The sequence below is a fragment of the Clostridium sp. MCC344 genome (genome assembly GCF_018785365.1).
Lineage (GTDB): Bacteria > Bacillota > Clostridia > Lachnospirales > Lachnospiraceae > Pilosibacter.
This window is the reverse complement of the sequence record NZ_WQPQ01000020.1, coordinates 329,956-355,975: the sequence shown is the minus strand read 5'-3', so window position 1 is coordinate 355,975 and position 26,020 is coordinate 329,956. Positions and strand designations below refer to the sequence as shown.

Here is a 26,020-nt window from a genome sequence, read left to right as displayed (position 1 = left end):
CGTGGCCGCTGCATAATGCTCCGGCCATGTTTTGTAGTCAGCTTTTCCTATTATACACTTAAAACTTCCAGAATTGCAAGTGTTTTCTATCGAACATATATTCGAGAAACGGGTAAAAACACGTTTCGCGGGTTTCCCCTTGTTATCGCGACAGTCGTCAAGGTCTCGCGCAAGCGCGGACTTTGGCTCGCTGTTCGCGTAAATAAAAAGCCTGCGGAAGATCCCCCACAGGCTGATGTACTGAAATTTATACTCCACCGAACCGGAGTACGATCCCGATCACAGCGGAAGCCGCGATGAACGCTACCGGGTGAAGTCCTTTTGTTTTTTTACAGATCGCGGTGAAATAATAGAGCACTACGAGAAGGACGATGCTGCGGATACTGATCAGGTCTGTGATCTTTCCACTCGCCGCGAAGGCGTCCTTATGAAGAAGGACCAGTGAAAGGACGGAAAGTCCTGCCGCCGCGATCAGGCCTGTGGAGGCCGGGCGGAGACCGTAAAAGGCGTTCTGGACATATTTGTTTGTCTTAAATGCCTTTAAGAAGCCGGCAATGATCAGGATCACGATGATCGACGGTGTGATCAGACCGAGTGTGGCAATGACTGCGCCGACCGGTCCGGCCGTTGTAAAGCCGACATAGGTTGCCATGTTGACGCCCATCGGTCCCGGTGTGGACTCGGAGATCGCCACCATATCGGCAAGCTGTCCGTAAGTGAACCATCCGGTCTTGTCGGAGATATTATAGAGGAACGGCAGTGTCGCCATTCCGCCGCCGATCGCGAAGAGTCCGGCTTTGAAAAATTCGAAGAATAATCGGATCAGGATCATCATTTGGAAGCCACCTCCTTATTCTTCAGGATAATTCCAATAACCGCCGCAAAAATTACAAATACGATCGGGGAAAGATCTGTCAGCGCGGAGCCGAGGATCACGAGCACGCAGATCACAAGTGTCGGCTTATCGACGACCGCTTTTTTCCAGAGCTTTACGACCGCATTGAAGATCAGGACGCAGACACAGACACGGATCCCCGCGAAAGCGTTCTGGACGATCGCAAGGTGTGCGAAGTTCTGGATAAACGCTGCGATGACCGTGATGATGATCAGGGACGGGAATACAACTCCCAGGGTTGCAACAATACCGCCGATCGGACCTGCGAGTCCCTGACCGACGAAAGTCGCTGTATTTACCGCGATAACGCCCGGAGTACACTGTCCGATCGCGTAATAGTCCATAAGTTCTTCTTCCGTTGTCCATTTTTTTTTCTCAACGACTTCTCTCTGGAGGATCGGAAGCATCGCATATCCGCCGCCAAAGGTAAGACCGCCGATTCTGGCAAACGTAAGGAAGAGATCGAGTAATCGATTCATGTTTTTCTCTCCTTTATTTTCAAAGTTATGTATTATAATAGCTCAAACAAGAAAAAAAGGCAAGGAAAAGGTAGATTCTCTCTCCTTTTCCTTGCCTTCTGACCTGAAAAATTCTCAGAAACTTTGCAAAACAAGTCTCTTCCGCATTACTGAAGATCTTTTTCCGGGATCATTCCGTTTAAAAGATTCAAAACGACATTATTGTCGACCACCATGATCATGTTGGAACCGTCAAGCTGGATATAACGGTATGTCTGATCTGGATTTGCATAGGTTCCGACATAGACTGTGAGAGATTTCTTCTCTCCGTTTACCGTAAGCTCTGCCTGGAAGGTGTTGCGCGTATCCGTCGTCAGGTCTGCATTTGTAAGTTCCTGACTCAGAATATGATAGCTCGCATAATCAAATGCCTTGAGGTTGTTGATCCCGTCTGCGATCTTCGTCATCGCTTCCGTATCGGAGCTGCTGATGGTCGTTGTCTTTCCATCCATTGTGATGGAGACACTCTGAATATCCGATGGGGAGATCTGAAGATCAAGACCGTCACGGACAACAAGTGTAGCGTAATCGAATACCAGGGAATCCACGGTGGCAGCCTTTATCGTGTAGATCTTCTTTTCATCGGAAAGGTAATAATTGCCATCGGCGTCCTGATTTCCGATATCCATGGTGATTGCTCCTTTTTCTCCATCTGTGATCGTAACCGTATATGCCGGTTCGCTCAGCCCGTAAGAAGAAAGACCACTGCCGTCTGCATCCGCGATCTCGGAAACTGCGTGGAGATTTAAGAAGTTCCGGGCCATCGCATCAAATTTATCCTGATTGATCGGGATCGCGGAATCCATGGCATCCAGCCATACTCCGTCCTTCTTTTTAAAGATCATGTCGGTGTCCGCACTGGAATAATCGAAGTCGATCGGTGCATTTAAGGAATATACCTCGATATCAGCGCCGGAAAAGTCAGGTTCCACGGTCTCATCACGGATCTCAGCGATTTCCACCTTTGGAGAGCCGGATTCTTTTGTGCCGGAAGAAGAACAGCCGGTAATGCTTGCAGAAAGTGCTGCAGTCAGGAGCAGTGCTCCTAATAATACATGTTTTTTCATATTTTGTAATCCTCTCATCGTTAATTGTTGGCAAAGCTTTATTTGTGCCAACTATAGCACACCACTGTGTACTTTTTGTGAATTTGCCATACCTTTTCTTTCCACAGCGGCAATATCCCTGATCACGCGGTCCCATGCGGATCATTTCTGCTCTATCTGTGATCAGATTTCCTCCGCCGCCGGAACCTCCCGCAAAAAGTGGATCCGGTCCGAGACCTCTTCCCCGAACGCAGTCGTGTAGATATCCAGATATTCCTCATAGGAGCACGGCATTCCGTTCGACAGCATCTCCATCTCGGTTCCCCAGAGATCGATATCGTAGGGCAGCATCGTGAACCCATTCCGGAGATAGAACTTCTTCCGGCGTGTACGAAGGAAAAGTTCCTCCTCATCCACACATTTTGTACTCTCGATCTCAATGATGAGCCGCATGCCCTGATATTTCCCGCGAAGTGCCCTAAGTGCTGCGGATCCCACGCCATGTCCGCGCGCCTGATCAGCGATCGCAAAATAATCGAGCAGGACGCGGTCTCCCGCTTTCGCCATGATGGCGAGACCGAGAAATCCGTTATTCTCCTCGATCGCCAGGATCTCGACAAGTCCTGTCTCCTGACCGGCGGTGATCATGGAAAACGGCTTTTTCTCACATGCCGGGAAGGCGGTCTCATAGAGTGCATGGACCTCCTCCAGGCGCTTTCCTGAAAATACCTGTTTCAGTTCGATCATCATAGATTCTTTCCTCTTACTTTCAATCGTCGTTGCCGCCCGGCACCATTGGGTCCAGGCGGTTTATTTTTCGTTTTCTCCGCTCTCGAACATCAGGCGGAACAGGCGTTTTCCGCCCTCCGTCCGGAAATTCCGGATAAATACGTTTTTCTGCATATCCGGCGTGGAGCCGTCCTCAAAGAGATTGACAAGGAAGTCCGCCTCCACGAGGATCTGGTAATCCATTCCGTCAATGTTGTCGTAGGTATGGTGGTGTCCCACGAGATAGCAGACGCGGTCAATGACCTCCTGCGGCCAGGAAAGCGCCGTGAGCATCGTCCGTGCCTCTCCCGGACCTTCCATCTCCTGATATTTTCCGGTATTCCGTCCATATTTCTCTTCTGCCTTGTGAATTCCGATATCATGAACGATCGCTGCGGCCTCCAGGACCTCCTGGGTGTATGGATCGAGGTTCTCCGCGAGACCGATCAGTCTCGCAAACTCATGCACCTTTAAAAAGTGCTGGATCCGTCGTACATCCTTATCGTCATAGCGTGTCATTTCATATAAGAGTTCATCAAGTCTCGTCATGTGTGTCATTCTCCTCTTTTTCTATAAATTCAGCTTCTCGTACTTCTCTTCCATAAACCGGTCAAGCCGCTTTCTCAGTTCCCGGTTTTCTTCCTCTTCCAGGTTCTCATCCCTCGCCAGAAGCCGGTTCACATCCTCGGACACCTTTTTCAGTGTCACGGCATCCGTATAGATATCCGCCAGCTGGAATTCGAGATCGCCGCTCTGGCGGATCCCGAAGAGATCCCCCGGACCCCTGAGTTTGAGATCCTCGGAAGCGATGTAAAAGCCGTCGTTGGATTTATTTAGGACCTCCAGACGCCGGTTCTTCTCCTTGTTTCCGGACGCGTTGACCATGATGCAGTAGGACTGCTTGTCTCCGCGCCCGACGCGCCCCCTAAGCTGGTGGAGCTGTGCAAGACCGAACCGTTCGGCATTCTCGATCATCATCACCGTTGCGTTCGGCACATTGACGCCGACCTCGATAACGGTGGTGGAGACTAGGACCTGGATATTCCCTGCGGCAAATTCTTCCATGATCTTATTCTTCTCTTTTCCCTTCATCTTTCCGTGGAGGTATTCGACCCGGATCCCCGGCAGATTTTCCCTTAAAATCTTCGTGTAGTCCAGGACATTCTCCGCCTCGATCATCTCGCTCTCCTCCACCATCGGGCAGATCACGTATGCCTGGCGCCCATTTTTTACCTCGTTTTCGATAAAACGGTAGGCGCGCGGGCGGTAGCTCTTGTCGACCACGCAGTTTTTGATCGGGAGACGGTTCGCCGGAAGTTCATCAATTACAGAAATGTCGAGATCCCCGTACAGGATGATCGCCAGGGTCCTCGGGATTGGCGTCGCGCTCATGACGAGCACATGCGGCAACTGTCCCTTGCTTCCAAACATTTCCCGCTGGGCGACGCCGAAACGGTGCTGCTCATCCGTGATGACGAGCGCCAGATTGTCATAGACGACCTTCTCCTGGATCAGGGCATGCGTGCCGATGATGATATCTGCTTCGTGCGAAGCAACCTTTTCGTAGGCAAGCCGTTTTTCCTTTGCCGTCATGGATCCGGTGATGAGCACCACTTCCTTTTCGACTCCATGTGCGGCAAACAATTCCGCCACAGACTCATAGTGCTGTCTCGCGAGGACTTCAGTCGGGACCATCAGCGCGCCCTGATACCCATTTTCACAGACCGCCAGGAGTGCCAGGACCGCGATGATCGTCTTGCCGGAACCAACGTCTCCCTGGATCAGGCGGTTCATGACGGAGCCGCTCTTTAAGTCTCCCAGCACCTCCTCCAGGGTCCTCAGCTGGGCATTCGTGAGCCTGTACGGCAGATCTTTCAGGAGTCTTCTGCATTCTTCCTGCTTTTCTACATGAAACGGGCTCCGGATGTTCTGGCGTTTTTCCTTTAAATGGCGCACAGCCAGAAGAAAGAAGAAGAACTCGTCATAGACGAGCCGCTTTCTCGCAAATCTCAGGTCTTCCTCGTTTGCCGGAAAGTGGATGTGCTCGATCGCAAAATTATACTCCGCAAGTTCGTTGGAGATCCTTAAGCTGGCCGGAAGATAATCCCTCTCCAGGGTGCGGATCGCGAGCGCCTGTTCGACTGCGGAGGTGATCGTCTTATTTCCAAGACCTTTTGTCTGTGCATAGACCGGGCGCATGCTGGATAAAAGTTCCTCATATGCCTCCGGTTTAAACATCTGGGGCTGTTCCATTGTGAGACCGTTCTTCTTCCGGATCACACGTCCGCGGAAAATAAAGTGACTGTCCGGACGGAGCGTATTTTTCAGGTACGGCATATGATACCAGACAAGGCGCAGTTTCCCTGTCATGTCGCTGATCGTCGCCTGGACGATCGAGAGCCCATTGATATGGACGCCGGTCGCTCCGCTCTTTAAAAAGCCCTCTACAGCGCCGGTCTCATCCTCGGAGAGCTCGCCGATCGCCTTCGGCTCCCCGTACGTGTCATATCCCTTCGGATAGTAATGGAGCAGGTCATCGATGGTGCGGATCCCGACTTTCTCAAAAAGTTTTGCTGTTTTTTCTCCGATCCCTTTTAAGGTCTCTATGGACTGGTCGTTTGCCATCGGTTTCATGCTCCTTTCTCATTTCTTCTGGCCTCATATCTGCATGCCAGGATCCGCCGCGGACTATTCCTTTCAACCGGGCGGCAACGGAAAAAGCTGCCTCGTCAGGTCTCTTGACCAAAAGGAGCAGCTTTTTCTGTCGTTGTACATATGTCGGGAAATACAGGATCGTACAGAAACACTCTGAGCGGTTCCTGCAATTTCCGGGACACTTTTCTGCTTACTCTACAGAGAGCAGGTAATAATAGATCGGCTGACCGCCGTCGTTTAATTCCACTTCACAGTTCGGGAATGCTTCCTGCGCCTTCTTTACGAGCGCTTCGGCCTTCTCTTCCGTTACATCTTCGCCGTAGTAGACGCTGATGAGTTCTGATTCATCATCCACCATGCGTTTTAAGGTTTCAAGAACCGTCTCCTCCACATCCTGACCGACTGCCAGCATGCCGGAATCGCCGATTCCCATGATATCGCCCTCGTGGATCTCCATTCCGTCAATGTTTGTATTACGGACTGCGTAGGTGATCTGGCCGGTACGGATATGTCCCATCTCAGCAGTCATGTTCTCAAGGTTCTCTTCCGGAGAAAGATCCGGGAGGAAGTTGATGAGAGCTGCGATTCCCTGCGGTACGGTCTTTGACGGAACGACGAAGATCTTCTTATCTTCCACAAGACTCTTTGCCTGCTCTGCGGCAAGAATGATGTTCTTGTTGTTCGGAAGGATATAGATCACGTCAGCGTTGACCTTATCGATGGCATTTAACATATCTTCGGTACTCGGGTTCATCGTCTGGCCGCCCTCGATCAGATAGTCGGCACCGATCCCCTTAAAGATCTCGCCGAGACCTTCGCCGATGGAGACAGCGATAAATCCGTATGGCTTTCTCGGCTCATCGGCAGCCGGAGCTTCTTCTTTTGCCTCCGCCGGGGCATCCGGTGTCTGGGCAACGTTCGACGCGTTCTGGATCAGACGCTCGTGGTGTTCCTCGCGCATATTGTCGATTTTCATTCTGGAAAGGGAACCGTAGGTTAAGCCTTTCTCGAACGCGAGACCCGGATGGTTCGTGTGAACATGGACTTTGATGATATCGTCATCGGAGACAACGACAACACAGTCACCGATGGATTCCAGATATCCTTTAAACTTCTGCTCTTCCTCCATATCGTACGGTTTTTCCACGTTTACGATGAACTCAGTGCAGTAGCCGTATTTAATATCCGATGTGGAAAGATCATCACTTCCTGCAGCCACCTTCGGCTTTGCGGATCCTTCATTTCCGGAGGCCGGAGCGACCGCATCAAACGGGATCCCTTTTCCTAAAAGACCGTCAAGACCGCCTTTCATGACCTGCATCAGACCCTGTCCGCCGGAGTCAACTACACCCGCCTGTTTTAATACCGGGAGCATCTCCGGAGTCTGGCTTAATACATAGTCACCTTCCTCGATCACCTGGGTCAGGAAGTCGATCACATCGTCAGTCTGTGTCGCAAGATCAACGGCCTTTTCTGCCATTCCCTTTGCAACTGTTAAGATCGTACCTTCCTTCGGCTTCATAACTGCTTTATAAGCAGTCTCAGTCGCGCGGGTAAACGCGTTTGCCAGAGTTGTCACGGTAATCTCATTGGATTCCTTGATCTCCTTTGTAAAGCCGCGGAATAACTGGGATAAGATAACGCCGGAGTTACCGCGGGCGCCTCTTAAGGAACCGGATGAGAGGGCTTTCGCGATGGATTCCATTGTCGGATTTTCGATCGCTGCCACTTCTCTCGCAGCCGCCATGATCGTCATGGTCATATTCGTGCCCGTATCTCCGTCCGGAACCGGGAATACGTTTAATTCGTTAATCCATTCTTTTTTTGCCTCAAGGCCTTTCGCTGCGGCCAGAACCGCTTTCTGTAAGAGAGCGGCATCTACGGACTTTAATTCCATGGATTTTACTTCCTCCTTAATCTATCACTCGAACGCCTTCAACAAAGATATTGATCTTTTCAACCGGCATTCCCGTGAACTCTTCTACTTTGTATTTCACACTCTCGATCAGGTTATCCGCTACGGTCGAGATGCTGACGCCATAGGATACGATTACGTGGAAGTCGATTTCAATTGCATTATCATTGATCGTAACATTGATTCCGTGAGTCAGGCTTTCTCTCTTTAAAAGCTTTACCAGACCGTCTTTCATACTTACTGCAGCCATTCCCACGATTCCAAAGCATTCTACCGCTGTCGTGCCGGCATAAAGAGCGATAACATCGGTGTCGATCTGGATCTGTCCCATTTTATTGTTAATACATCCCTTCATACGCTAAGCCTCCATTCCTACTGATTATAAGCGCCGTATCCTGATATCAAGGCGCAAAAGTTCCTTTCTTATTGAACTTTGATAACCTTAATATACCATATCCCGTTTTCTCTGTCCATGGGATTCCACCTATTTTTCAAAAAAATGTGAAATTTTTAAAAATTTTGCTTGCAAAATACGCAATCTTCTGCTATGATATCCATGTTATGGATTTTTGCATCCAACCGTATGAATGATTAAGGAGGTGGAATCATGGCTAAATGTGCTATTTGCGAAAAGGCGGCTCACTTTGGTAATGGAGTAAGCCATTCCCATAGAAGATCCAATAAAATCTGGAACGCGAATGTAAAATCTGTAAAGGTTAAGGTTAACGGCGGCTCCCGCAAGATGTATGTATGCACTTCCTGCTTAAGATCCGGTCTCGTTGAGAGAGCTTAATCCTCCTTTTACAAGATAGGGAAATGAAATGAAGGCATCCTCATGTGAGGGTGCCTTTTTCATGTGCCCGCATATTTTTTTATTCAGATCTGAATTCCCAACAGAACGATTCAGATACCTTTTCCAATAAAATTCCCGACCAGCTCTCCAAGCAGCGAAGCGACCATAAGGGCCACTACTCCTCCCACGAAAATTTTTTTCGAGATCCGCTTTGGTTCCGGCCCGTAAAACAGGGCAAAAATCAGTGAGATCATCACGATTCCCGGGAGTCTCAGTTGATCTGACAGCCAGGGAATATCCGCTAAAAGCTTCGAAACAATGATCGCTATCACGCAGAACCATCCATCACCCTCAAAAATTGGTCCCATAAAAGTCCTCCTCTCCATCTTTATACTTCCGTGTTGTAACTATTCAGTACCTTCATAGTTACACGCAAAAATCCATTCCAAATCAGCTTCGCTGATGGGATTTTTGCCCTCCAGCCTATGTTTTCTTACGGTCAGCGCAGCAAGTGCGCAGACCTACTGAACAGTTACTCCGTGTTTACATTATATCAAAAACATTCCTATATATCAAACGTCTGCTCTGCGTCTTGATAAAAAATTTTGGCACACCTGCTCATCACGAAAGTAACAAGAATGCGGTGTGCCGTTTTTTCGACTCCTTTGCCCGAAAAATCAGAATTGAAGATCCGGCATCACTCATCTGTCCTGTTTTACCCGCAAAACAGATTATATCCCACGATCATAAGCGCTGCCGCCGTAATCACAAGAAAAAAGGTTGTCGGCAATATCAAGGCCCAGGTCATACCGAAACCTACGCAGAACAGCATAAGACCGCATAATCGCTTCATACCCATTCTCCCTAAACAAGATAGGGAATCGAAATAAAGGCATTCTCAAATGAGGGTGCCTTTATTTTTCGTATCTATAAAACTTCTGTGAGCATCTATTATTAGTAGCTCGATCTTTTTATTCATTCTTTACCAGTATTCGCGACTTTCCATCGCAAAACCTATTATATTATCCGAAGGATATATGATATACTCTTGTTTCTGCACTCATATCCGAGTTATTGTCAGGCATTCCCTTACTTTTCTTTTTTTGCTTGGAGCATTAACGGAAATATTTCTATGCAGTATACTAATAACGGAAATATTTCACACATTTTCGTTGGAAATCCTTTATAATATAATAATAAACATGCTATCGATACACCAAAAGTGAAAAACAGAAGTTTTCTTTGATATTGTAGAAGTTCTATCCATAAAAAAAGCGCTATTATTATTATAGTTGCCATATAACCACTAGGAATATCCTTATCTAAATATAGCATATATGGAATTATTGTACCAAATAATATTAGAAAATACGAAAACCATTTAGTACGATTTGCATATATCCGTTTCCATATCATCGTCTGTATAATTTCTTGAAGCAATACAATTATAATTCTCGTTATTGTGAACTTTGTTTTTGCAAGCAAGAAATGGACAATGGGTGTGATTATTAATAAAAAAAGCATGTATCTCCTTCTTAATTAGATTTAGAAAAACTGATTTTTGCTTTAATAGCCTTCATAGAAAACTAATATCATATCAGCAAAACAGATCTCAATAGGAATAAATAATTTTGCGATATTAGCAGTTAGCATAAGCGTTTTAATTAATAGTATATTTAAAATATGAAGAGTCTGTCACATATCCCAAAAACCAAAATCCACCATCAGAATAAGATGGATCAGACTCCCACACCTCTTTGCATTTATAACGAAAAGTCATTGTAACCACGTCATCACTAGCAGCTACGTCAATCAGTGCTTTTATAGATGCCGCACATTTGCTGTTGTGTCTTTTCATAAACACGTCCTCCTTTATCTTTTTCATCTATATAACGGTCAAATGAGACTTTAGGGACATGTCAATTACAATAATTTATATTTTCCACAATTTTGAATACTTCATTAAATGGAAGTTCTGTGACAACGCTTATCAGCCATTCCCCTTCCTTAATCACACACATTCGGACTCCATCTTTTTCCCAATATAATACATTTTTCTCTCCGATCATACATGACTTTATTTCTGAATTCTCCGTATTATAATTATTTGACCCATTCCCAGGTGAAACTTGTATTGTAATACTGGTATTTTCTGAATTTTTATATCTGAATTTTTTCATTAATGGGAGATTGCTCTGATATACCAATTGATATCCATCTGGAATATAGTTAATCTGGAAAGAACCTAAATTATTCCCTTCCTCTATGACATGCTTATTTTGTATACCTTCCAACCCGATTTTAGAATACTTCGGATATGTCTCCACGATCCATTCCAAAATTTTTCCACGAAATTCCGCATTTGTGACCATTGCTGTTGAAAATCCGAGAGAAATCGCAAGAAAAACAGCTGCAGCCCGCAAAATTCCACGAAATAAATGATCTGTCGGTTGTTGTGTAATATGAATTTTCCGTAATTGTTTTCTGAAACGTCTAGAATACACATGTTGGATATCCTCTGTTGTATTTATCTCAGCCATTAGCTTTGTCAGTGATATTGTGCATATCTGAGAAATGCTTTCTGGACATGCAAATATTTCTGGAGTACTTGTCCATTTTTGAAGGTAATTCAACATACTAATCCGCATTCCATGAGCATACGGAATCATGAGAATTTCATTAATCTGCGAGTCATCTAAGTGAAAAGCATAATAAAGATGAAATACAGCCTGTTCCGGGAATGGGAGTGCAAGAATTTTATTTGCTGCCTTATCCAAAATGTTTTTTCTAATTTCCCCTTCGTCAATCAATTTACTTTCTTTTGACATCACATTTTTGTAATTATCTAGACTCTTATCAGCTTGTGCCCACTCTTGATTCAATCTTTCTCGACAAACTTCTCTTAAAATACTTGTCACTTTTTACCTCTCAATTTCTTCCAGTTTTTTCTTCAGTTTTTTTATTGCCCGCTGGCTCCTCTTTTTAGCTGTCTCTTCCGAGATTCCCATCAGCACTGCGATATCTTTTAATGACATGTTACGACCAAATCGAAACATAAGAAGTGTTCGATCATTTTCTTCTAAATGTTCTAATGCCACCGCCAACTGCTCCTTCTTGAATTTTTCAAAGAAAGCTTCTTCTACTCCAGAATCCGTCCTTGTTTCATAAAACTCTTCCACCGGAATCATCTTTTTCTTCTTACGAAGAATATCATAGGATGCATTCTTTGCAATAATAACACTATAGGGAATCTGGTCGCGGCGTGGTAACTGGCTGATTTTTTCAAAATGTTCCATTATATTTAAAAATGCCTGTGCAACAGCGTCTTCCGCGTCTGTTTCTGATTGAAGCAACTGATAAGAAACTTTATATAAAAGGGTGTGATTTTCATTAAATAATTGTTCGATCCAAACCTGCTCATCTTCTGAAAAGGTGCATAATACTAAGAATAGTATAAATCCATCTCCTGTGCTTCTTGTTATTTATTTAATATATAAGGTGCAGTGCATTCAACAAGGGACAATATTTTGTTTGGTTTTTATGTCGACAAAAATAAGAATCTAATACTAACGGGCTTAATATTTTTACCCACAAAACAGATTATACCCCACGATCATCAGCGCCGCCGCCGTGAGTACAAGGAAAAATGTCGTCGGCAGCACTAACGCCCAGGTCATACCGAAACCTACGCAGAACAGCATAAGACCGCATAATCGCTTCATACCCATTCTCCCAAAAAGGAATGTCTATGACAGATTATGCGGTCTTTTAGATAATGATTCGCAACAGTTCTGTATCTTTCCAGTAATCATGAATTTCACGAGTTCACGAGTGAATTTTCTTTACCAGACAGCGTTTCTTATAGAAAGAAATTCCATAGCAGAGAACCTGATCATAGCTGTCTTCAAACTCTTTTGCATACATGCGTTCATCGATCTGGCGCAATGCCGTTTCACAGCTTTCTTCCATTTTCTCAAGTGCGGCAGAACACTTAACCTCAAAGACAGCGAGCCGTCCGTTTTCCGAATCGCATACGATCACATCACTCCGTCCCTCACCGTGTTCTCGGTTGGATTCCACCATATACCCCGCACCGGCGAAGATTCCAGCAAGGAATGCATGATAAAAATCTTCTTTATAATCATGATAGCTGATGGTCATTCTCAACAGCGTGCTCATCTCACGCGTCAAAAGTTCACTGTCACCATTCCATACTGCATGGAACAGAGTTCTTCGGTCAGTTCCTTTCGCTTTGTCCTGAAACCACTTTACGACAGTCGACTCGAAGATCTCCCGGATCTCCGCGTTCGGAATCATAAGGCTTCTTTGTCATAATCATTTACATTTTTGCTGTCCAGAAGGTCTGTATATTTTCGAAATAATTCAGCAATCGTTGCTTCCAACATTCCGTAGGCACTATCGAAAGTCAGGCCATCCACATCTTTAAACGAAAGGAAGATCGTCGGACACTGATTCATCCATTTCTGACAGAGCGCCGAAGCATTCATGATCCCCAGTCCCTGAAACAATACCGCACTGTCTTTTCGGATACTAAAGAAATTTTCCAGAGTACTCATCCCCAATGTCTTTCCGAATCTCCTTGGACGGGTAATCAGTGTCACTTTTACTGCCTGAGCTTTTAATACCTCGGCAATAAGGCCTGTCTTATCGACATAATAATATCCATTCTGCCGGATCTCAGCAAAATCAGAAATTCCTACCGGGATATTTAAATGTGTCACGCTTATTCCCTCCTCTCATACCCCGAAATCGTTAAAACCATTTTATCATAAATGGCGTTCAGATACAACAATTCCCCGGATCGCTCCGAGGAATTGTGTTCATTTCTCTTTCTCCATCTCAGCTGCCATCTTCTCCGCTTTTGCCGCCGCGTCCGGAGTAATATCATTGCCGCCGGTGAAGCGGTTTACGATATCCGGGACCATGTCGAGGACTTTGGTGACTGCATCCTGATGTTTGATATTTACGAGCTTTGTCATGCCGTTCTGGATCACGAGGATGGCACTGGGGCTCATCTTCGCGCTCATACCGCCGCCGCCATTTGTCTTTGCGGACTGGGCAAAGGAACCGGCTGCCATGCCGCAGGTCACGTCCACAAGCGGAATGATCGTCGTGTTCTCATCCACCTTCACAGGCTCGCCCACAACGGTTTTCGATGTAATGAAATGATCCATCCCCTTAAACAGTGCGTCCACGGTAGATGGAAACTGATTTTCTGCCATACCGATTCCTCCTAAATCTATGCTTTTTTCGTCCCAGAATCTCTTTTCCTCAAGAAACGAAGTAATCTTCTGAAATCTTTACTGATAAACAGTCTTGCTGCCGTCCAGAGCGGATACCACAGGGCGATCCGCCCCTTAAAATGAAGTTCTCCGTCAAGCGCCGTTCCGGTGAAATCCGGCTCCAGAGTCAGTGTTCTCGCGTATAAGCCATAAAACGGACTGACCACCGTAAGAACCTGCCCCGTATCGTAGGGATCATCGAAACCGAAGTGAATCCGTCCCTGCACCTTTTTCGGAAGAACGTAGCGGACAAGTTTTTTTGCGCGCTTCCAGACAAGGCGAAACGCCTTCTGGTTCTGCCCGTCGTGCCAGAACATCGAGATGCTGTTCCAGGTCTTTTCCAGAGAAATTTTCTTCTTTGATATCCCGTCAGCCAGCTTTCGGATCTTTCCGGGCAGTTCCCGGATTCTATTCCAAAGAGTTCTGGCTTTTTTTATAAGTCGAGCCAATTTTTCTTTGATCTTCGCACCGAAACAGTTCTTAACCTCCTCCACGCGCTCCTCTTTCACAACGGGTTCCTTAAAATTTTCCTTTGAGGAGTTTTTTAAAGCATCCGCCGGCAGTACGCTGGGAGAAGAAGATTCATTCGATTCTGAAATAAGCTCCGTTGCATGGACAACAAGTTCATCATCTTCCGCAGGGACAGCCGTCCTGTCATCCCCGGCAGTTTTTTTCTCTTCCGCTTTCGATGTCTCCGCAACTGTTTCCAAAGGTATTTCCTGCTGCTCGTTTTCAGTTAAAACAGATACCTCTGTGTTTCTGATTTCAGAATCATTTTCTGACAGTACCGGTGTTTTTTCAAATTCCGCAAAAACCGGCTCCGTTTCTGATTTTGTTTTTTGTTCTTCCTCATCCTCCGGCGGCCACAATCTCACATCAAACAGCTTAAACCACAGCACCCGCCCGGATACATCCGCGTGTTCGTGATAACTCACCCGGATCCGCACGAGATGTAGAAGCCAGCTCACTGCCGCCTCCCCGTCCGGTTTTCCTTCGAAGGAGACATCCGCCCGGTATCGCACCGGGACGAACAGGATCAGCAATACCGCAGCGAGGATCAGTCCAAGGATCACTAACAGGATGACTCCGATGACCTTTAAGATCATCAGCAAAATATGGATCACTCGCAGCACCCCTTTCCGAAAAGAAAGGAGTTCACATCATACCCGCCGGTCTTTTTGTAGACCTCACAGATGATCCGCCCCGCAAGCGCCGCCGCATCCTCAAAATCCGCAGCGATCCCTACGATCAGAAGATCCTGCTTTTCATAGTAAGGAAGCTTTAATGTCAGCGCCGGATAGATATCTAAAAGGTTCCGCTCCCCAGCCGCCGGAGTCAGGACATAAAAGCCCATTGGTCTTCCATTTCGGACCGCCTGGATCGTTTCGTATCTGTGCTTTTTCGCTTGTTCCCCGACATACAGTTTTTCATACCAGCGCATGATTCACCTGCTCATCCCTTAATATTTATGACCAGGTCACGCCTGGACCCGGTCTACTGTCTAGATCTGATGATCATTCTTCTCAAAAGGTCCAGCGCCGTGACCGCGGCATGTTCCCGGATCTCCTGTCTTGTACCGTTGAAGTGGCATTCCTCCACAATCACTTCGTCCTTCATGCAGCAGGAAACGTATACGAGTCCCACCGGCTTCTCCTCTGTTCCACCGTCCGGACCAGCAAGCCCCGTTACAGCAACGCAGGCATCCGCATCAGCCGCGAGAACACCGCCGAGTGCCATCTCCCTTGCGGTCTGCTCACTGACTGCCCCGTATTTTTTTAAAGTTGCCTTGCTGACATCGAGGATCTTTCTCTTTGATTTGTTCGAATATGTGATATAACCCTGATCAAATACGTCAGATGCACCTGGCACATTGATGATCTTTGCAGCCACCATGCCGCCGGTGCAGGACTCCGCCGTTGTCACCGTGAGTCCGTACTTTGTGAGGAGGCGCACAACGGTCTCTTCCATCGTCTCATTCTCTTTCGTGGAATAATACATGTCGCCCAGTGCCTTTTTTATCTCCTTGGCAACAGGTTTTAACGCCGCCTTGGCGGACTCCTCATCCTCCGCCTGTGTCTCCGCGAGAACATGGACATCTTTTCCGCGGCGTCTCGTGTAGATCACGACAGCGCCGCCGCACTTTAAGAGGTCCTGAAGCTTTTCCTTTACTTCCGTCTCGCTTTTTCCGTAAATTTTAAATATCTGGGCATAACCCTGTTCTGTTCGAATCATCACATTTTTCCTTCCGTAAGAACGCCGGCGTTCTTCACAATGTAGTCAACAAGTGAAATTACTGTCAATGCAAGAGCGATCCAGACAATGATCGTCGTCAAAGTTGACAACGCCGGAATATTAAAGATCAGAAGAACCACACCGATCATCTGGAATGTGGTCTTAAATTTTCCCCAGTAGCTCGCCGCGATGACAACACCGTTGTCGGATGCCACCAGACGGAAGCCGCTGATAATGAACTCACGGCTGATAATGATGATGACCATCCAGGCCGGAAGCTCACGAAGCTCGATCATACAGATCAGTGCGGAGCAGACAAGCAGTTTATCCGCCAACGGATCCATAAATTTTCCAAAATTTGTTACCAGATTATACTTTCTCGCGATCTTTCCGTCCAGCATATCGGTCAGGCTCGCGATGATAAAGAGCGCCGCCGCCACATAACGCATGTTCTGGTTTGCGCCGCCGTCATAAAGAAGCGCAGCTACGAAAAACGGGATCATGATCACTCGTAATATTGTCAGTTTATTCGGTAAATTCATTCTCTGCCTCCCCAATCAGATCATATTCGGACGCGCCTGTGACGCGTACCTTAAGGAAATCTCCGGACATCAGGGAAAGTCCGGTGTTTACAAAGATAAGTCCATCCACGTTCGGGCTGTCCATGTAGGTACGTCCGACGTAGGCGTTCTCATCAGCAACCTTGCCCTCGATCATGACTTCAAGGGTGCGTCCCTTCATTGCCTCAGACTTCTCAAAAGCGATCTCCTGCTGGAGTTCCATGATCTCATCGCGGCGATCCTGTTTTACCTCCTCCGGAACCTGATTTTCAAAGCTGAATGCCGGGGTATCTTCCTCCGGGGAATATGCGAATACGCCGAGACGGTCAAATTCCATATCATCGACAAACTGCATCAGGATCTCGTGGTCTTCCTCCGTCTCACCCGGAAATCCGGAGATCAGAGTGGTGCGGAGCGCGATGTCCGGAATCTCTTTTCTGAGTTTCGCAATCAGTCCGCGGATCTCTTTGTTGTTGGTTCTTCTGCCCATCCGTTTTAACACGGCATCGCTTGCGTGCTGGATCGGGATGTCCAGATAGTTACAGACTTTTTCTTCAGTTTTGATCGTCTCGATCAGCTCATCGGTGATCTCCTCCGGGTAGCAGTACTGGAGGCGGATCCACTGGATACCGGATACAGCTGCCAGACGTCTTAAGAGCTCCGGAAGCTTCTTCTCGCCGTAGAGGTCTTTTCCGTAAAGAGTTGTCTCCTGGGCTACCAGGATCAGCTCCTTCACGCCTTTTTCTGCAAGCTCCTCCGCTTCCTTCACAAGCTGCTCCATCGGAACGCTGCGGTATTTTCCGCGAAGATACGGAATGATGCAGTACGTGCAGCGCTTGTCACAGCCCTCCGCGATCTTTAAGAACGCATAATGTCCGCCTGTCGTCACAAGACGGTCTGTAGTCTTGCTCACCGGCGCATCGATGCTCTCGAAGACCTCCGGTGTTTCTCCGTGCATGACTTCTTTGATCGCCTCCCCGACTGCCTCATAGGAAGTCGTTCCAAGGATCGCATCTACCTCCGGGATCTCATCAATGATCTCCTGCTTGTAGCGCTGTGCGAGACATCCGGTTACGATCAGCGCCTTTAAGCGGCCTGTTTTCTTTAACTCCGCCATCTGAAGGATCGTGTTGATGCTCTCTTCTTTTGCATCGCCGATAAAGCAGCAGGTATTGACAACGACGATATCTGCCTCATTTTCATCATCCACGAAGGAATAGCCCTCTTTCCCGAGGATTCCCAGCATTTTTTCCGTATCGACAAGGTTCTTATCACAGCCCAGTGATATGAAAAGTAAATTCATTCTGTTTGTTTTTCCTTTCTCTGTATAACTTCGCGGTCCGCAGCTGTATCCGGCATTTTTGGAACCGCCAGCGAAAAAAAGAGGAAACTAAAGCCAGATTCAGCCGTTTTCCTCCCCTTTCCAACATATTTCTCCGGTTCGTCCGTCCGTGGCTTGGCATCACACGGCCGGGCGGATCGCTTTTATTCTTCCGCGTACTCTTCTTCTTTTTTGATCTCTTCCGGAGTTCTCTCCTTCACCTCGAAATCAGTCTCGATCTCCGGCTCCTCGTCCTCTGTGAGGATCTTTACTTTCTGCTCATAAAGCTCCTGGACAGCGGTGGACAGCGGTTTCTTTCCGGCAGCGCCTGCTACGAGCGGTTTGTCACCAGCGATCAGCTGTCTCGCACGCTTGGATGCTGCGATGACGATGGAATAACGGCTCTGAACGACCGGCTGCTCGCCCGGCTCAACGTCGCTGTTTACGGCTTCGATTAAGTCTGTATAAGACGGATGTAACATAAAATATACCCCTTTCAGATCATGAGTTTCCTGGTTGCAGCTTTCCTCTCCATCTGTAAAGATGCGAGAAGTTTTGCTGTTTTTTGTTATAAATTTTAAATATCTGAAGTATCCGGTTTTGCATGTAGCATTTTTACGGATACATTCTTTATTTTGTCATATCGTGCAGCTCCTGCTTCATTCTCGCCACAAGATCCGTATTCGCGGACTCTTTAAAGTGGCTGGAGCGGATCAGGCTGTGGAGATCTTCCACGCAGGTATCAATATCGTCATTGACTACGATATAGTCATAGGAATCCATTCCGTCGGACTCCTCCGCGGCACGGCGGAGACGTTTTTCGATCACTTCCGCGCTCTCAGTTCCGCGGCCGGTAAGACGTTTTTTCAGGTCCTCCGCAGTCGGCGGTACGATAAATACGAGAAGCGCGTCTGGGAATTTCTTCTTGATATTGAGTGCTCCCTGGATCTCGATCTCAAGGATCACGTCTTTTCCTGCAGCCATCTTTTCTTCCACATATTTTTTCGGTGTTCCATAATAATGATCTACATAACGTGCATGTTCGATCAGCTCGTCATTTTTGATCATATCCTCGAACTGGGATTCGGTCAGGAAAAAGTACTCTCTTCCATTTTCCTCCCCCGGTCTCGGATTTCTCGTGGTCGCCGATACAGAAAGCGCGTAATTATCATATTTATTCAAGAGCGCCTTCATCACGGTTCCTTTTCCTGCTCCGGAAAATCCGGAAACTACAACGAGGACTCCTTTTGTCTGCATTACAAATGCCTCCTGATTACTCAATCATGTATTCTGCTGGTTTCGCGGACCGCGGATTGCTCCGCATTCCGTACTAACACAATCTTTATTCGATGTTCTGGATCTGCTCTCTTACCTTCTCGACCTCTGTCTTTAAGAGGATCGCGCGGTCGGAGATCTCGAGATCCGTTGATTTTGAGAGGATCGTGTTTGCCTCACGGTTCATCTCCTGGGCGATAAAGTCGAGCTTTCTTCCGACACTTCCGCCGGCTAAAAGTTCCTTCTTCATTCCCTCAATGTGGCTTCTTAAGCGGACGGTCTCCTCATCCACACAGATCTTATCTGCAAAGATCGTAACTTCCGTTGCGATCCGGGACTCGTCCACGGATGCAGTCGCGAGAAGTTCTTTTACCTTGTCTTCCAGCTTCTGGCGGTACTCCGCGATCACCTTCGGGGAGCGCTCCTCGATAAAGTCGACAAGTGTCAGCATATATTCGAGCTTTCCTACGAGATCGTTCTTTAAATTCTCGCCCTCGCGGATCCTGGACTCCACGAATCCCTCACAGGCTCTTGAGAGCGCATCTTTCAGGAGCTCCCACATATGGTCTTCATCTTCCGGAACTTCCTCCATCGTGAGGACTTCCGGGCATCTTGCCAGCATGGACACTTTCACATCATTGTCGATATCAAAGTCATCAGCCATCTTTTTAAAGCTGTCCATATATTCCTGTGCAAGAGACTTGTTATATTTGAGGAATACCTTTGCGTCGGTATAATCCTCGTATGTCACAAATATATCTACTTTTCCTCTCTGGATATAATCCTTTAAGAGGGTACGCATGGATGCTTCGAAGTAATTGAATTTCTTCGGCATCTTAATTCCCAGATCAAGATACCGGTGGTTTACCGCCTTTATCTCTACTGAAATCTTACACTCGTCCGTCACTAACTCGTGGCGGCCGAATCCGGTCATGCTCTTAATCATCAGACATGCCTCGCTTTCCCATAGATAACCATTATTATACGGCAAATAAAAATTACAGTCAACCAGATTTCTGTGCAAATATTCTGTTATATGCGTTTATTCCTACTGCAGACCAGATATAACGGATTGGATCCTTCATGAAAAGTAAGCGTTTGCTATCACAAAATGCAGGACTGCATGAATGTAAAAGGGACCCGGAATTCTGTTTTAAATCCCAGGCCCCTTTCTTTACACGGTATGTCTCCATACAGTTTTCTTTCCTTTATTCCGCATCCTTCACCAGCAGCAGTGCCATCTTGAATCTTCCGTCTGCCGCCACGCTGTGAAGCCCGTTCTTCTCAAAACGGAAATTCTCTCCTTCCTGAATCGGATACTGTTTTCCCTCATATCCGATAACTGCTTTGCCTTCCAGTGCAAATAAGAGGGCATCTCCGGGTGCGCGGTGTTCGGAAAGAGCGCAGCCTTCGTCAAAGGAAAGGATCATGAATTTCAGATTTTTCTCCGCGACCAGGTCGATGTTTGCAATGCTGTCCTTCTCATAATCGATCATGTCTTTTAAGCGGAACACCTCCGCTGCTTTCAGTAAATTGTTCATTGAAATCTCCTTTTCTCCATTTAATAAGATTTCTGTATACACGAATCCGTTCTCCCCTCCGGCGGAGCCGCAGAGTGTCCCGGGCGCCACATAAAGGATCTCGTTTTTCCGGACTGTGACATGTTTCTCCTGCTCTCCGAGGAGAAATTCCCCGGATCCGCCTGCTCCGATATAAAGGATCGGGCAGTCGTATGTCTCCGCACTGATCGTTGTGGCGGGACCAAGCGTAAAATAGTGAACGGGATCCGCCTTCCCCATGTGAGCGGTGGTGGACACCGTCATTGCCTCTTTCGGAATATGTTCATTCGCGATCACAAATACACACGGTTTCAAATCCTGACCTCCTGTCATATGATTCAGCAGTTTCATGGCTGCGCGCAGAAATTCTCCTGTCGACCGCCAGCTGCCTCCGGCAGCCGTTTTGTAAGCTCATAGATATCCATATAACTCAGGTCATTTCCCTTCGGCAGCGCGTCGAAAGTTGCATTCAGATACTCCTCTTTATTTCTGACGGAAGCGCTGAAAATATAGTTGTACCCGAGATCAAACAGATAATCCGGGCTGAGTTCGGAACTTGGTCCGTAGATCCCGCGGATCTCAGCGTTTCTGCATGCATTCAAAATCCCGCGGTACGTGTCGTTCACGATGGTACAGCCGGTCATAATGACAATATCCAGTGTTTCCAGCACATCAATGTGTTCCAGGGCATTCTCCCCGAGATGCCAGTGAATGTTCTGCGGATAGAATGTCTCCTCTTTTCCGACCCGGATGCTCAGGAGATCCTTTTCCTTCCGGAAATCAAATGCGTGAAATTCGGCGCATTTTCCGAGAAAAAAGTTATTGTAAAGGCCGTATCCGATGATCCCGACCTTCTTTCCTGCGACATCGTAAGGAAATTTCTGCCCTTCTGTGCGGAGAATCCCGCGGTCCACAAGCCGTTTCGTTGTATTAAACGGCTTGCTCATCAGATTTGACAGGGCTACCGCTATGGTTCTCTTTTCCGGATCATTCTCATCAATGATCTCTTCCAGAACTTCATCGGCCGGACGATCCAGAAATTTCTTTAAGATTGCTGCCTGCTCTCTTGCCGGTTTCTCCTCGCCGACCCGCAGGGCCAGGGAAATCCGCTCATCCTGATCTGCTGCCATGAGCCAGCGATAACCCATGACAAATTCCGAGAGATACGGCATTTTTTCATGATATTTTTCATACAATGCCCGGTTGCGTTTTAATACCTCTCTTAAGTCTTCCATATTTCGTCTCCTTCTATTCCGAAATTCTGCCTTTTTATGCGCTCTGCCCGGTAATCGACACCGGAATAATGCTCTTTACGATCCGGTCTCCGAATCGAGCCTGATTGACGACCACATTCACGTCAAAGGATCTGGAAATATTCTGCTCTGTCAATACCTCTTCCGTGTTTCCGTAAATATAGCTGCCCTCCCGGTTCAGCATGAAAGCGTCGTCCGAGATCGAGAGTACATTTGTCGGATAATGCGTGTTCATGACCGCACAGATCCCCTCTTCATGCGCCAGCCGTCCGATCAGATCCAGAACCAGGATCTGGTTGTGGAAATCAAGTCCGGTCTCCGGCTCATCGAGAATGATGAGCTTCGGCTCATTGATCAGCGCTCTTGCGATCAGGACCATCTGCAGTTCCCCGCCGCTCATCCGGTTGCAGTCTTTTTTCGCAAGTCTCGTAATGCCGATGCGCTCCATCATCTCCTCCGCCATCTCCAGCTCTTTCTTTCCCGGCTGTTCAAAGGTTCCCAGATGGGCGCTGCGCCCTAACATTACCATCTCAAGACCGGTAAACGAAAAGACAAAGCTGTGGGTCTGCGGAATATAGGATAGGGAGGACCAGATCTCTTTTGAGGAGAGTTCCCGGACATTTTTCCCGTATAAAAAGCTGTCCCCGCTTCGCCAGGATAAAAGCCCGGTCATGCACTTCAACATGGTTGTCTTTCCGACACCATTCGGTCCGAGGATCGCAAGGATCCGTCCCTCTTCCAGACTGAGGTTCGCATTTTTTAAGAGATCCGGCTGCTTCGGATATCCAAAACAGCCGTTTTTCACTTCCAGGATCATTTGAGAGTCCCCCTGTTCTTCTTTAATAATGAGATGAACACCGGTGCACCGATGATGGCTGTCAGAACAAAAAGCGGCAGTTCGATAACACTGATACTCCGTGATAAGGTATCGATCACGATCATGAAGCTGGCGCCGAGGCTGATGCTTACTGGGATCACAAACCGGTTGTTGCTTCCCGTGAGCATTCTTGCGCAGTGCGGGATCAAAAGCCCGATCCAGCCAACCTGTCCGCACATGGACACGCTGGAGGCCGTGATCACGGTAGCAGCCAGGATAAATGCAAGTCTGGTCTTTTTCAGGTCGATCCCGCTGGCTCTCGCCTCATCTTCGCTCAGCGAAAGGATGTTTAACTTCCAGCGGAGCAGATAGATCATAATGATCCCGGCAAAGATCAGCGGGGAGCCAATCATGATCTTCTGATAGGAAGCGCTCGTGAAGCTTCCCATGAGCCAGTAGGTGATCTCCGGCAGCTTATCCGACGGATCTGCGGTGTACTTTAAAAGAGAGCCGATCGCGTTGAAAAGTGAAGAAATGATCACACCGGACAGGACCAGAAATACGATCGATTGTCCGTCCTTATTGCCTGCGAGGCGGATCGTCACCCAGACAGAGACAAGACCGAAGATCAGGGCAATGATCTGTGTCTCTAGAATTCCTTTCGACAGTAAGATCGCCAGGATCGCACCCACGCAGGTCCCGCTTGTGACTCCTAAGATGTCAGGAGTCGCAAGTGGATTGGAAAACAGGGACTGGAACGTGTCGCCGGCACAGGTAAGACCCGCGACGACGATCACCGCCATCAGGATCCTCGGAAGTCTCAGGTTTACAACAATGGAATAATTCTGGCTGCTCCTGTCTCCGCGAAGAAACACCCGGATCAGTGTATCCGCGACATCACCAACCGAGAGATTCATTCTTCCGATGCAGAGGCAGATGAGCGCTGTCGCAAGCGGAAGAACGATCATCATGATCATCGCAAGCGGGGTAAAATGATTGTTTCGAATCCAGATCGTATTTTTCATCGTAAGTGAATCATTTCCTCCAGTTCCTCATCGGTCACCTCGTATCCGTAGCACTCTTTGTAGTAATCGCGGATCGTGTCCTCGAGCGGATAATCTACAAACTGCTCCGGGTAGGTGTTGCATGCCAGCCATGCGAGGACAAGCGGGGCATCCGGATTCGGTGTAAACCAGTTCCACATACCGAGTGTCGTGTCATAGACGCGTCCGTCTTTCACAGCCTGGATCGTCGAGAGATCCACACCTTCGATCTTATTTTCAAGAATATCCGTCTCTGTGACCTTGAAGAGTCCAGGTCCGTTCACGAACATGACTTCCGGATTCCAGTCATAGATCTGCTCAAAGCTTACCTGCGCGAATCCCTGCGCCTCTTCTGCCACGTTTTTGACGCCGAGATGCTGGAGCCAGTAATCACCGAAAATTCCTTTTCCGGCTACCTGCGGAACGCCGTCGTTGACTTTATATAAGATCATGGCTGTCGGCCGCTCATCCTCCGGGATTTTGGCGATCCGTCCTTCCACATCAGCAACGATCGCATCCCCTTTTTCAAAAAAGGCATCCATCTTTCCGTCTTCCCCGAACACGTCTTCCAAAAGGGAAAGCCACTGTTTGTAGCGCTCCAGCGGATCAGCCGGACTGTCGGAACCTACTGTTGCGAAAGCGACCGCCGGGATCCCGCTTGATTCCAGGACTTTCGCGTGTTCTTTGTTGTTTGCATTGTAGAGGATTACATCCGGCTGAAGCCTCATGATCTCCTCAATATTCAAGTCCGACTGCGCATACACGGTCTCGGATGACTCCATAAGTTCCGGGGCGATGTTTTTCAGTACCGTCTCGGAGATTGTGTCCTTGAATGATCCGCAGTAGCCGACGATATTCGGCGCGGAACCTTCAAAATATGCCATGTACGTGGAAAGGATCGGAATCTGGTCGATTACGACGCGGTGGATCTGGATCTCATTTGGGACCTGAACATGATTGCCTGCGTGGTCGACCACCTCATGGGTCCCTTCTGCGTCCGCCTGTTCCGTGTCTGCTGCTTCCGTGCCGGCTGCCGCACTGCTCTCTGTCTCTGCAGCCTGAGTCTGTACGTTTTCTGCTGCCGTTGTCTCTTTTGCTCCTGCGTTGCTTCCGCATGCGGAAATTGCCAGGGATGCAGCAAGGATCACTGCTGCACTTGTCCATTTATTATGTCTCATCATAACTCCTCTTGATTTGGTTAGCTATATCTAACCTTCGGGTAGTATAGACTAACTTGCTTCAAAAATCAGTTGCATCTGCAACGGAATCTATCTTTTTTAAGAATATATTCCCAGCTGCATTCCCGCCCGCTGCTTCCCTACGTTTCGCACGACGGTATATCAGGAAATGCCTGTCAAACGTCCCCGAAATATAAAAAGTCCGCAGGATGTCTGCACCGATGATCGGATCTGCACACATTCCTGCGGACTTTTTATGCTGTTTGATAAAGGATCGTGATCTCATTTTTCCGGTAATCGATCAGTCCCTCTTTTTTCATGCGCGCCATCTCGCGGGACAGTGCGCTGCGCTCTACCCCCCAGATAATCCGCAAGTTCCTGCCGATTCATCGAAAGCACGGCACTTTTTCCATCTGTGGAAAACTGTGCCAGCATAAGCTTTAGTTTGTCGCGGATCGATTTCTGGCTCATGATATGGATTCTGCGACTCTGGGTCAAGTTTTCTGCTGCAGTCTGTTTTAAAAGGTTTACGGTAACCAGTCCCGCATAAGCACAGCCCAACGCTTCTCTGCGAAAAAGTTTTGAAAGATTTACAAACAGGAGCTTCGTTTTCTTTTTTGCCATAACCATCATAAGCGCCGGTTGTTCTGCCAGGCAGGAATTGGAACAGCCGAAAGACTCCGACGGTCCAACGAGCCGGATATGGGACTCCTCCCCGTCTTTTCCCGGTGCCACCAGGGCCACTTTTCCATCCAGAACAATCCCTCCCCACGAGATTCTTTCCCCATAGTGATAAATGATCTCTCCTTTTCCATAGCTGCAGACGTGAGCTTCCATACATCGTAATATGTGCTCCAGAGCACTCCTATCAACTCCCGAAAACAGGTAG

32 protein-coding genes are annotated in these 26,020 nt (G+C 47.6%); 1 reads left to right on the top strand and 31 read right to left on the bottom strand.

The window, feature by feature from the left end; all coding sequences use genetic code 11:
- Nucleotides 1-247 precede the first annotated feature (247 nt).
- From GPK90_RS06430 to GPK90_RS06395, 8 genes are all read right to left on the bottom strand, one after another.
- Complete coding sequence (locus tag GPK90_RS06430; RefSeq protein ID WP_118321109.1) at nt 248-832, bottom strand: chromate transporter; 585 nt, start codon at nt 830-832, stop codon at nt 248-250.
- Nucleotides 832-1,374: a chromate transporter gene (locus tag GPK90_RS06425; RefSeq protein ID WP_215702527.1), complete on the bottom strand. Its 543-nt coding sequence runs from the start codon at nt 1,372-1,374 to the stop codon at nt 832-834. Before GPK90_RS06425 ends, GPK90_RS06430 begins: the two co-directional genes overlap by 1 nt.
- A gap of 146 nt (nt 1,375-1,520) precedes the next feature.
- Complete coding sequence (locus GPK90_RS06420; protein ID WP_215702526.1) at nt 1,521-2,480, bottom strand: DUF4340 domain-containing protein; 960 nt, start codon at nt 2,478-2,480, stop codon at nt 1,521-1,523.
- 162 nt (nt 2,481-2,642) lie between these two features.
- Entirely contained in the window at nt 2,643-3,209 is a 567-nt protein-coding gene (locus GPK90_RS06415; RefSeq protein ID WP_118532735.1) for a GNAT family N-acetyltransferase, read from the bottom strand.
- Nucleotides 3,210-3,269: 60 nt separating this feature from the next.
- Nucleotides 3,270-3,776 carry an HD domain-containing protein gene (locus GPK90_RS06410; RefSeq protein WP_118298154.1) on the bottom strand — a complete coding sequence of 169 codons (507 nt, stop codon included), beginning with the start codon at nt 3,774-3,776 and terminating at the stop codon, nt 3,270-3,272.
- Between the two features lie 21 nt (nt 3,777-3,797).
- A complete protein-coding gene (gene recG, locus GPK90_RS06405; RefSeq protein WP_483879999.1) occupies nt 3,798-5,861 on the bottom strand; it encodes an ATP-dependent DNA helicase RecG in 2,064 nt (687 codons plus the stop codon).
- A gap of 211 nt (nt 5,862-6,072) precedes the next feature.
- Entirely contained in the window at nt 6,073-7,779 is a 1,707-nt protein-coding gene (locus GPK90_RS06400) for a DAK2 domain-containing protein (protein ID WP_118514091.1), read from the bottom strand.
- 16 nt (nt 7,780-7,795) lie between these two features.
- Nucleotides 7,796-8,152, bottom strand: coding sequence for an Asp23/Gls24 family envelope stress response protein (locus GPK90_RS06395; RefSeq protein ID WP_015554579.1), 357 nt, complete (start codon nt 8,150-8,152; stop codon nt 7,796-7,798).
- Nucleotides 8,153-8,404: 252 nt separating this feature from the next.
- On the opposite strand from GPK90_RS06395, the gene rpmB reads away from it, so the two are divergent.
- Nucleotides 8,405-8,590, top strand: coding sequence for a 50S ribosomal protein L28 (gene rpmB, locus GPK90_RS06390; protein ID WP_015554580.1), 186 nt, complete (start codon nt 8,405-8,407; stop codon nt 8,588-8,590).
- Nucleotides 8,591-8,700: 110 nt separating this feature from the next.
- On the opposite strand, the gene GPK90_RS06385 is transcribed toward rpmB, so the two are convergent.
- The 23 genes from GPK90_RS06385 to GPK90_RS06280 form a co-directional block, all read right to left on the bottom strand.
- The gene (locus tag GPK90_RS06385) at nt 8,701-8,958 is read right to left on the bottom strand and encodes a hypothetical protein (protein ID WP_118532737.1); all 258 of its coding nucleotides are present in this window, start codon (nt 8,956-8,958) and stop codon (nt 8,701-8,703) included.
- A 347-nt stretch (nt 8,959-9,305) separates the two neighbouring features.
- Nucleotides 9,306-9,443 carry a hypothetical protein gene (locus tag GPK90_RS06380; RefSeq protein ID WP_021904979.1) on the bottom strand — a complete coding sequence of 46 codons (138 nt, stop codon included), beginning with the start codon at nt 9,441-9,443 and terminating at the stop codon, nt 9,306-9,308.
- Between the two features lie 807 nt (nt 9,444-10,250).
- Nucleotides 10,251-10,448 carry a hypothetical protein gene (locus tag GPK90_RS06375; RefSeq protein WP_118532741.1) on the bottom strand — a complete coding sequence of 66 codons (198 nt, stop codon included), beginning with the start codon at nt 10,446-10,448 and terminating at the stop codon, nt 10,251-10,253.
- A gap of 61 nt (nt 10,449-10,509) precedes the next feature.
- A complete protein-coding gene (locus GPK90_RS19535; protein ID WP_147352741.1) occupies nt 10,510-11,508 on the bottom strand; it encodes a DUF4367 domain-containing protein in 999 nt (332 codons plus the stop codon).
- A gap of 3 nt (nt 11,509-11,511) precedes the next feature.
- Entirely contained in the window at nt 11,512-11,997 is a 486-nt protein-coding gene (locus GPK90_RS06365; RefSeq protein WP_346011216.1) for a sigma-70 family RNA polymerase sigma factor, read from the bottom strand.
- A 177-nt stretch (nt 11,998-12,174) separates the two neighbouring features.
- The gene (locus tag GPK90_RS06360) at nt 12,175-12,312 is read right to left on the bottom strand and encodes a hypothetical protein (RefSeq protein ID WP_166462275.1); all 138 of its coding nucleotides are present in this window, start codon (nt 12,310-12,312) and stop codon (nt 12,175-12,177) included.
- 103 nt (nt 12,313-12,415) lie between these two features.
- The gene (locus GPK90_RS19530) at nt 12,416-12,907 is read right to left on the bottom strand and encodes a PD-(D/E)XK nuclease domain-containing protein (protein WP_346011214.1); all 492 of its coding nucleotides are present in this window, start codon (nt 12,905-12,907) and stop codon (nt 12,416-12,418) included.
- Entirely contained in the window at nt 12,904-13,332 is a 429-nt protein-coding gene (locus GPK90_RS19525) for an AAA family ATPase (protein WP_346011213.1), read from the bottom strand. The genes GPK90_RS19530 and GPK90_RS19525 overlap by 4 nt, the downstream gene beginning before the upstream one ends.
- 99 nt (nt 13,333-13,431) lie before the next feature.
- Entirely contained in the window at nt 13,432-13,833 is a 402-nt protein-coding gene (locus tag GPK90_RS06350; RefSeq protein ID WP_015554583.1) for a GerW family sporulation protein, read from the bottom strand.
- A 17-nt stretch (nt 13,834-13,850) separates the two neighbouring features.
- Entirely contained in the window at nt 13,851-15,017 is a 1,167-nt protein-coding gene (locus GPK90_RS06345) for a hypothetical protein (RefSeq protein ID WP_118532745.1), read from the bottom strand.
- On the bottom strand, nt 15,014-15,334 hold the full coding sequence (locus GPK90_RS06340) for a hypothetical protein (RefSeq protein WP_118532747.1): 321 nt from the start codon (nt 15,332-15,334) through the stop codon (nt 15,014-15,016). Before GPK90_RS06340 ends, GPK90_RS06345 begins: the two co-directional genes overlap by 4 nt.
- A gap of 53 nt (nt 15,335-15,387) precedes the next feature.
- Nucleotides 15,388-16,125 (bottom strand): nicotinamide-nucleotide amidohydrolase family protein, encoded by a 738-nt coding sequence (locus GPK90_RS06335; RefSeq protein ID WP_021904975.1) that lies wholly within the window; start codon nt 16,123-16,125, stop codon nt 15,388-15,390.
- A complete protein-coding gene (pgsA, locus tag GPK90_RS06330) occupies nt 16,125-16,667 on the bottom strand; it encodes a CDP-diacylglycerol--glycerol-3-phosphate 3-phosphatidyltransferase (protein WP_015554586.1) in 543 nt (180 codons plus the stop codon). Before pgsA ends, GPK90_RS06335 begins: the two co-directional genes overlap by 1 nt.
- Nucleotides 16,651-17,988, bottom strand: coding sequence for a 30S ribosomal protein S12 methylthiotransferase RimO (gene rimO / locus GPK90_RS06325; RefSeq protein WP_118532749.1), 1,338 nt, complete (start codon nt 17,986-17,988; stop codon nt 16,651-16,653). Before rimO ends, pgsA begins: the two co-directional genes overlap by 17 nt.
- A 182-nt stretch (nt 17,989-18,170) precedes the next feature.
- Nucleotides 18,171-18,488 carry a DNA-directed RNA polymerase subunit omega gene (gene rpoZ / locus GPK90_RS06320; protein WP_118298144.1) on the bottom strand — a complete coding sequence of 106 codons (318 nt, stop codon included), beginning with the start codon at nt 18,486-18,488 and terminating at the stop codon, nt 18,171-18,173.
- 148 nt (nt 18,489-18,636) lie between these two features.
- On the bottom strand, nt 18,637-19,263 hold the full coding sequence (gmk, locus tag GPK90_RS06315; RefSeq protein ID WP_118298143.1) for a guanylate kinase: 627 nt from the start codon (nt 19,261-19,263) through the stop codon (nt 18,637-18,639).
- Nucleotides 19,264-19,348: 85 nt separating this feature from the next.
- Complete coding sequence (locus GPK90_RS06310) at nt 19,349-20,227, bottom strand: YicC/YloC family endoribonuclease (protein WP_118298142.1); 879 nt, start codon at nt 20,225-20,227, stop codon at nt 19,349-19,351.
- A gap of 262 nt (nt 20,228-20,489) precedes the next feature.
- Nucleotides 20,490-21,155, bottom strand: coding sequence for a cupin domain-containing protein (locus GPK90_RS06305; RefSeq protein ID WP_243022350.1), 666 nt, complete (start codon nt 21,153-21,155; stop codon nt 20,490-20,492).
- Nucleotides 21,156-21,187: 32 nt separating this feature from the next.
- Nucleotides 21,188-22,075: a Rossmann-like domain-containing protein gene (locus GPK90_RS06300; protein WP_118532753.1), complete on the bottom strand. Its 888-nt coding sequence runs from the start codon at nt 22,073-22,075 to the stop codon at nt 21,188-21,190.
- 34 nt (nt 22,076-22,109) lie between these two features.
- The gene (locus tag GPK90_RS06295) at nt 22,110-22,910 is read right to left on the bottom strand and encodes an ABC transporter ATP-binding protein (protein WP_118532755.1); all 801 of its coding nucleotides are present in this window, start codon (nt 22,908-22,910) and stop codon (nt 22,110-22,112) included.
- Nucleotides 22,907-23,935, bottom strand: coding sequence for a FecCD family ABC transporter permease (locus GPK90_RS06290; RefSeq protein ID WP_118532757.1), 1,029 nt, complete (start codon nt 23,933-23,935; stop codon nt 22,907-22,909). The genes GPK90_RS06295 and GPK90_RS06290 overlap by 4 nt, the downstream gene beginning before the upstream one ends.
- Nucleotides 23,932-25,134: an ABC transporter substrate-binding protein gene (locus tag GPK90_RS06285; RefSeq protein ID WP_118532759.1), complete on the bottom strand. Its 1,203-nt coding sequence runs from the start codon at nt 25,132-25,134 to the stop codon at nt 23,932-23,934. The genes GPK90_RS06290 and GPK90_RS06285 overlap by 4 nt, the downstream gene beginning before the upstream one ends.
- A 279-nt stretch (nt 25,135-25,413) precedes the next feature.
- Entirely contained in the window at nt 25,414-25,968 is a 555-nt protein-coding gene (locus tag GPK90_RS06280; protein ID WP_182426843.1) for a Crp/Fnr family transcriptional regulator, read from the bottom strand.
- Nucleotides 25,969-26,020 lie beyond the last annotated feature (52 nt).